This is a genomic window from Vibrio sp. Vb1337 (genome assembly GCF_033338715.1).
Lineage (GTDB): Bacteria > Pseudomonadota > Gammaproteobacteria > Enterobacterales > Vibrionaceae > Vibrio > Vibrio alginolyticus.
Window position 1 is genome coordinate 1 of record NZ_JAWOTD010000065.1, and the last position, 1,749, is coordinate 1,749.

Annotated in this window: 1 protein-coding gene and 1 pseudogene; one reads left to right on the forward strand and one right to left on the reverse strand. The window is 46.7% G+C overall.

All coding sequences use genetic code 11. The features are described 5' to 3' along the window. Window positions 1-44: 44 nt before the first annotated feature. Window positions 45-374: pseudogene (locus R7E42_RS23840) on the reverse strand (TetR/AcrR family transcriptional regulator); the annotation flags it as partial. A gap of 169 nt (window positions 375-543) precedes the next feature. On the opposite strand from R7E42_RS23840, the gene R7E42_RS23845 reads away from it, so the two are divergent. Then, window positions 544-1,749: UvrD-helicase domain-containing protein (locus R7E42_RS23845; RefSeq protein ID WP_318073066.1), on the forward strand; the 1,206-nt coding region annotated here is incomplete at its 3' end.

A 1,749-nucleotide genomic window follows, 5' to 3' on the forward strand; every position in this document is an offset into this window, starting at 1 on the left:
CGCTCAAGTTCCCACGTCTTGGTTCTTGTTGTGCAAGGTAACTAATCATATTGAACTCGATTATTGATGGCGTTTAAGTTGGAACCCGCCAAATTCCAGATGGTGATCCACATGGTTCGATAGCGTTCCTTCAATGGCATGTCGTCATTAACGCCCGCTTGCACTGCAGAGGCAATGCGTTTGGCTACGTTAAGACGCACTTCTTCCAATAAATGCTCTTTGTCTGAGAAATAGCGATAAATCGTCCCGGCGGCGACACCAGCTTCGTTGGCCAGCTTTTGCATAGAAAGCCCTTGAAAGCCAGACTCTGCAATTAACTGCTCCGCAGCGGCAAGTATTTGATCGCGTTTATCTACAGCAGGGTTGTCCGTCATAATCCTACTACCAGTGAATGAACGTTCATTCATTATAGCTTAAAGTCTGGTCTACTATGCAACAGAATGTTGCACCAATCGGGGTAAAATTTACGAGAAAATCACCGTAGCATTCAAAGAGCCACCCCTTTATCATAGGCGCCACATTTGTCACCCGCAGAGAATTTGTATGAAGCTGAACCCTAGACAAGATGAAGCCGTAAAATACGTGTCTGGTCCATGCCTAGTGCTTGCCGGCGCAGGCTCAGGTAAAACGCGCGTAATTACTAATAAAATTGCTTACTTGGTTCAGCAATGTGGCTACAAAGCAAGAAACATCGCGGCCGTGACCTTTACCAACAAAGCCGCGCGCGAAATGAAAGAGCGTGTTGGTCAAACCTTGGGTAAAGCCGAGTCGAAAGGTTTGATGGTTTCTACTTTCCATACCTTGGGTTTGAATATCATCAAACGTGAGTACAAGCAGCTTGGGTTAAAAGCGGGCTTTTCGTTGTTTGATGATCAAGACCAGATGGCGCTGTTGAAAGAGTTGACGGAAAAGCAACTCGACGGTGATAAAGACCTACTCAAACAACTATTGAGTACGATCTCCAACTGGAAAAACGACATGTTGACGCCAGAGCAAGCCAAAGCGATGGCGAAAGGCGAGCAACAACAGCTGTTCGCTTTTTGTTTTGAGATGTACCAGAAGCAGATGAAGGCGTACAACGCGCTCGATTTTGACGACCTGATCCTTCTGCCAGTATTGCTGCTGCGTAATAATGAAGACGTGCGTCAGCGTTGGCAAAATCGCATCCGCTATCTATTGGTTGATGAATACCAAGATACCAACACCAGTCAGTATGAACTGGTCAAATTGATTGTGGGTGAGCGCGGTCGCTTGACCGTCGTGGGTGATGATGACCAATCGATTTATTCGTGGCGTGGTGCCAAACCGCAAAACTTGGTGCTGCTCGGGCAAGATTACCCGAATCTGCGTCTGATCAAGCTGGAGCAGAACTATCGCTCGACCAGTCGAATTCTTCGTGCTGCAAACATTTTGATTGCCAATAACCCGCACGTGTATGAAAAATCACTGTTCTCAGAAATTCCTGACGGCGAAAAACTGAAAGTGTTGCTAGCCAAGAACGAAGAGCACGAAGCAGAAAGGGTCACGGGTGAGTTGATTGCGCACAAGTTCTTAAATCGCACGGAATATCGAGATTATGCGATTTTGTATCGTGGTAACCATCAATCGCGTTTGATTGAAAAATCACTGATGCAAAACCGCGTACCCTACAAACTGTCTGGCGGTACGTCGTTTTTCGCGCGTGCCGAAATCAAAGACATCATGGCGTATCTTCGAGTGTTGGTGAACCCTGACGATGACAACGCATTT